Below are 5,192 nucleotides of genomic sequence, written 5' to 3' on the forward strand. Positions count from 1 at the left end.
GGCAGGGCCGCCGCTGCCTTTGGCTGTGCTGCTATCGTTTTGACGGGTAGTATTTTTATCGGAGCTGTGACAGGAAGTGAAAGCTATTGAGGCGGCTATAAATGCAAGAATGATGCGTTTTTTCATAGAGTTCTTATAAACTATCTAAAAATAATAAAAAAGACCGTCATTATAAGGGACAAAGGAATCACAAACTATACAGAGCCACTCTGCAAATCGGGGATTGCTTCGTTCCAGCAATGACGGTCTTTATTTTTAGTATAAATTATTGAGCTTTTTCTACCCTTAAACCTACGTCGCTGATCTCATGCAGCGGGTTATCGCGCATGTTTTGCTCAATTTGAAAACGGTAAACACCTTTTGTAGGGAAGTGATAGTTTTTGCGCAAAAGCACCTGGTAACTGTATAAATTACCTGATCCTTTGCCCAGCCATTCGCCATCGGGGTTAGCCAGCTTTACTTCAAAGCGGGTACTCTGTGTTTTTTTATCGGGCGTGATCTGGTAAACAATCACAAATATGTTGGAGTATTTATAGTTGCCTGTTACCCGTAAATTAAGGTATTGGTTATAGGCAGCCTTTTCATCATCAATTTTAACATTAAAATTTACGCGGTTAACGTACGACCAGTTATGATCGGTAATTTCGGTGTTGGTATCAATGATGCTGTTAGGATCGGTACAGGAACCGGCAAGCATTGTTATCAATAACAATGCTGCCGGGTAAAGTATATTTAAAGCCCGTTTCATTCAGGTTTTGCCTGTTGATTGTTGTTGTTATTATTGTTCCGGTTTGGGCGGTTAGGCCTGCGGCGCCTGTTGTTATTACTGCCGCCTTCTCCCTGTGGTTTCCCCTCTCCTTGTGGTCTCGGTTCGCCCGGTGGTTTGCCTTCCCTTTGCTGTTTTGGTTCACCCTGTGGCCTACCTTCCCTTTGCGGTTTGGCTTCACCCTGTGGGCGGCCCTCTCCCTGCGGTTTATTTTGCTGTGGAGGTCTGTTTCCCTGAGGCCTGTTATTTTGCGGCTGACGGTTCCCTTCAGGACACGGTTGTTGGGCCGGTTTTTCCTGTGGATTACCTGATCCCTGCTGAGGCTGCTGATTAGCAGGTTTGCCCTCGGCTTGCGCCTGACCTCCGGGTTTTTGGTTTTTATTACGGCTTTTGTTCTTCTTTTTATTATTGTTACGGCGCTCGTCAAGACGGGTTAAGCTGTCCTGGCCAACCACGTTTTCGTAATCAAGCACTTTTGAGGGTGCTGTTTCCACCTCAACAATTTCGCCCAGATCTTCAGGGATCACGCCGTCTTTATTTTGCTGCTGGATCTCTTTAACCTTTTTTATCGGCAGCGGAACCCATGATTCTTCACCAGGGTAACTAAACCACATCAGTTTTTTAAAGATGTCGGTTTTTTGCAAACGGGCGTCGCCTTTTTGTGTTCTGAGTATGTTTACATTATCAGGGATGTGTTTAAGTGCATCCATGTAAGTATCCAGCTCGTAGTTAAGGCAGCATTTCAGTTTACCACACTGGCCGGCCAGTTTCAGCGTATTTAACGAAAGATTTTGATAACGTGCTGCCGAAGTAGATACCGTTTTAAAGTCGGTAAGCCAGGTTGAGCAGCACAATTCGCGACCGCATGAGCCTATGCCACCTAAACGGCTTGCTTCCTGCCTCATGCCTATCTGCCTCATCTCTATACGGATTCGGAAGGTTTCGGCCATTTTCTTGATCAGTTCCCTGAAATCAACGCGACCTTCGGCCGTATAATAAAATGTTGCCTTAGTTTTATCGCCCTGGTAATCTACATCGCTCAGCTTCATGCTCAGGTTAAGATCAAGTGCCAGCTTGCGCGATTTGTGCATGGTTTCCCATTCCATATCCTTGGCGGCTTTCCATTTTTCAACATCGGCAATGGTAGCTTTCCGGTAGATCTTTTTGACTACATCGGCTTCCTTAACATGGCGTTTTACCATTTGCATCCGCACCAGTTCGCCGGTAAGCGAAATGTGGCCGATATCATAACCTCCGGTAGTTGCTTCAACAGCTACCAGTTCGCCGGCTTCGAGGTAAATATTATCGTGGTTTAAATAAAACTCCTTGCGCGAGCCTTTAAACTTAACTTCAATAACCTGGAAAGGCTTATAGTTAGTTGGCATGTCCATGTGCGACAGCCAATCGTAAACATCTAATTTGCTGCAACCATTAGTAAGGCAACTGCCGTTACTTTTGCAGCCCGCAGGCGAACATCCGCCACCTGTTGAGCAACTTCCACATCCCATAATTAACTTGGCATATATTGATTCCCCGCAGGGACATTTTTATTAATTAGTATTTTAATAATTTGTAAAGATACATCTAAAAATAAGATTTTAGGATTAGCGTTACGCTCCACGTGATAATGCGCTTTTTCAAGCTCATCAATGATCAGTTGCGATTTGCCTATACTCAATACATTGCTCATTTTTTGCGCCGTATCCAGCTCTTTTGCCGGCAAATGTACCAGGCTTCCTGCACCGGCAATCAACAAACAGCATTCGCGAACAAAGCTGGTACCGTAACGCAAAAAGTTCTTTTGGTTTTCGCGCCCCATTTTGGCAAACTGATCAACAAAGGCCATAACCTCAATGCCCTTATTGCCAAAACAATAGCGCAGCCATTGTACAAACAGCTCGTGGTAGCTTTTGTTGTCCTGCTGTAGCATGGCCAAAGCTTCGGTCATGTTGCCGTTGCTCAGGTAAGCTATTTCGGCAGCCGCTTCTTCGGTTTGGTGATGGGCGCTTAGCAGATGTTCTTTAATTTCATCATACTCCAATGCTGGTATTTTAACCAGCTGTGTACGCGATAATATGGTGTTCAGGATCTGGTCCTGGTTTTGGGCTACTAATAAAAACAGGGTGTTAGGCTGTGGCTCTTCAATAATTTTAAGCAGTGCGTTCCCTTCCTTATCCAGGTATTCGGGCAGCCATAGGATCAGGATCTTATATTCCGATTCAAAAGGCTTAAAGCTTAATTTTTTAATGATCTGGTGGCATTCGGCAATGTTGATGTTGGCCTGTTTGTTTTCAGCATCCAGGTATCCACGCCAAATATCAAGACTTAAATACGGATTGGTGGTTAAAGCCCCGCGCCATTGTTCAATAAATGTAAGCGCAGTATCATCTTTATGTTTAGCGAAGAAGGGGTATGAAAAATGCAGATCGGGATGCATCAGTTTCTGATACTTCCGGCAGGAAGAGCACACACCGCATGAGTCATCCGGCTGTTTATCTTCGCAGGAAAGGTACTGAGCGTAGGCAACAGCAAGCGCAAGACTACCCGAACCTTCGGGGCCTAAAAATAATTGCGCATGGCTTACCCGGTTCTCAGTCACCGTGTTAAGCAATCGTTGCTTGGTTGCTTCCTGTCCTACTATTTCTTTAAACTGCATTTGGTGCAAAATAGTAATTAGATATGAGATTTTAGATGTGAGATATGAGACAGGAATATTTTTTGACAGTAAAGAAAAGATATATCATGTGTGATTTTCATCTGATTTGTAGAGATGATAGAGCTAAATCTCAAATCTCATGCCTTACATCTCAAATCTATATTCCACATCTCATATCTTTACAACATGAGAGTAATGGCTTTTGATTACGGCACGAAGCGCATTGGCATCGCGGTTACCGACCCCCTGCAGATCATCGCTACCGGGCTTGATAATATCCACCCTAATAATATCATTGAGTTTCTGAAAAAATACCTCCAAACAGAACAGGTGGAACGCTTTATTGTAGGCGAACCTAAGCAGATGGACAATACACCCTCTCAATCGGCCCCACATGTAAAAGGCTTTGTGAACCTGTTAAAGAAAACTTTCCCTGAAATGCCCATCGAAATGGTTGATGAGCGTTTTACCTCAAAAATGGCATCAGCAACTATTGCTCAGAGTGGCATGAACAAAAAGAACCGGCAAAATAAGGAGCTGGTGGATACGATATCGGCAGTGATATTATTGCAGAGCTGGATGGGCAAGAAGTTCTAAAAACAAATTGCTATTTTTTTTAGTATTTTTAAAATAAAGTGTATTTTTAGTTTATGGAAAAGAAAAGCGTTTTTGAAGAAATTAAACACTTAAATAGTATTGGGCAGGAATATTGGAGTGGAAGGGAGCTTTTTAAAATATTGGATTATATTAAGTGGGATAAATTTTTAAACGTAATTGCTAAGGCAAAGGAAGCGTGCAAAAATGCCGGACAGGAGCCAGATGATCATTTTCCCCGAGTGGAGAAAACGATAGATTTGCCTAAAGGTGCTAAACGGGATATAGGCGATTTACATCTTTCGAGGTACGCATGCTATTTGATTATTCAAAATGCTGATCCTGCCAAAGAAGTTGTCGCTCAAGGTCAAACCTATTTTGCTGTCCAAACAAGGAAACAGGAAATCCTTGAACAAAGGTTTGAGCAATTAAAAAGTGAAGAAGAAAAGCGATTGTATTTAAGAAGAGAGATGGCAGAGCATAACAAGCATCTTGCGGATGCAGCTCGAGATGCCGGTGTGATACAGCCGTGGGAATATGCTGTTTTTCAGAATCACGGATATATGGGGTTATATGATGGATTAGGCGCTAAAGAGATTCATGCTAAGAAGAATTTAAAAAAGAGTCAAAACATATTAGATCATATGGGAAGTACAGAATTGGCAGCAAACCTTTTTCGTGCCACTCAAACAGAAGAAAAGTTAAAGAGAGAGCAGATAAAAGGAAAAAATAAAGCGAATAAAACTCATTACGAGGTGGGTAAGAAAGTAAGACAAACCATACAAGAATTGGGGGGAACAATGCCCGAGGATTTGCCTGCCGAGAATAGCATAAAAGGTTTGAGTAAAGGTAAGAAGCTGGAGTAATCGCATCTTCAAGAGAGCTCTAAATTTCCATTAAAAATAAAATTCGTAGTTTTGTGGAATGGATATTCTCCCTAATGCCTTATTGGCTTACTTAGATGACCATTGCGACCCCGAGCCGGAAGCGCTTAAAAAGCTCAACCGCGAAACGCATATGAAGGTGTTAAAACCCAACATGCTATCGGGACATTACCAGGGCAGGCTGCTGAGTTTTTTGAGTAAAATGGTGCAGCCTAAACGCATCCTGGAGATAGGTACCTACACGGGCTACTCGGCTATTTGCCTGGCCGAAGGTTTGGCCGAAGATGGCATC

6 protein-coding genes are annotated in these 5,192 nt (G+C 43.0%); 3 read left to right on the forward strand and 3 right to left on the reverse strand.

What is annotated here, in order from left to right; translation table 11 throughout:
- Positions 1 to 265 precede the first annotated feature (265 nt).
- The 3 genes from VF500_RS02045 to VF500_RS02055 are packed head-to-tail and all read right to left on the reverse strand — an operon-like array spanning position 266 to position 3,422.
- Positions 266 to 748, reverse strand: coding sequence for a gliding motility lipoprotein GldH (locus VF500_RS02045; RefSeq protein WP_330858080.1), 483 nt, complete (start codon positions 746 to 748; stop codon positions 266 to 268).
- Complete coding sequence (gene ricT / locus VF500_RS02050) at positions 745 to 2,274, reverse strand: regulatory iron-sulfur-containing complex subunit RicT (protein WP_330858081.1); 1,530 nt, start codon at positions 2,272 to 2,274, stop codon at positions 745 to 747. The genes VF500_RS02045 and ricT overlap by 4 nt, the downstream gene beginning before the upstream one ends.
- A gap of 2 nt (positions 2,275 to 2,276) precedes the next feature.
- The gene (locus VF500_RS02055; RefSeq protein WP_330858082.1) at positions 2,277 to 3,422 is read right to left on the reverse strand and encodes a hypothetical protein; all 1,146 of its coding nucleotides are present in this window, start codon (positions 3,420 to 3,422) and stop codon (positions 2,277 to 2,279) included.
- Between the two features lie 186 nt (positions 3,423 to 3,608).
- On the opposite strand from VF500_RS02055, the gene ruvX reads away from it, so the two are divergent.
- The 3 genes from ruvX to VF500_RS02070 all read left to right on the forward strand — a co-directional run.
- Positions 3,609 to 4,019, forward strand: coding sequence for a Holliday junction resolvase RuvX (gene ruvX / locus VF500_RS02060; RefSeq protein WP_330858083.1), 411 nt, complete (start codon positions 3,609 to 3,611; stop codon positions 4,017 to 4,019).
- Positions 4,020 to 4,072: 53 nt separating this feature from the next.
- Positions 4,073 to 4,882, forward strand: a complete 810-nt coding sequence (dinD, locus tag VF500_RS02065; RefSeq protein WP_330858084.1) for a DNA damage-inducible protein D — start codon at positions 4,073 to 4,075, stop codon at positions 4,880 to 4,882.
- 58 nt (positions 4,883 to 4,940) lie between these two features.
- Positions 4,941 to 5,192 (forward strand): O-methyltransferase (locus VF500_RS02070; RefSeq protein WP_414688560.1); only part of this gene is annotated, 252 nt, incomplete at its 3' end.

Origin of the sequence: Mucilaginibacter sp., from assembly GCF_036383575.1 — a bacterium.
In the GTDB taxonomy this organism is placed as follows: Bacteria; Bacteroidota; Bacteroidia; order Sphingobacteriales; family Sphingobacteriaceae; genus Mucilaginibacter.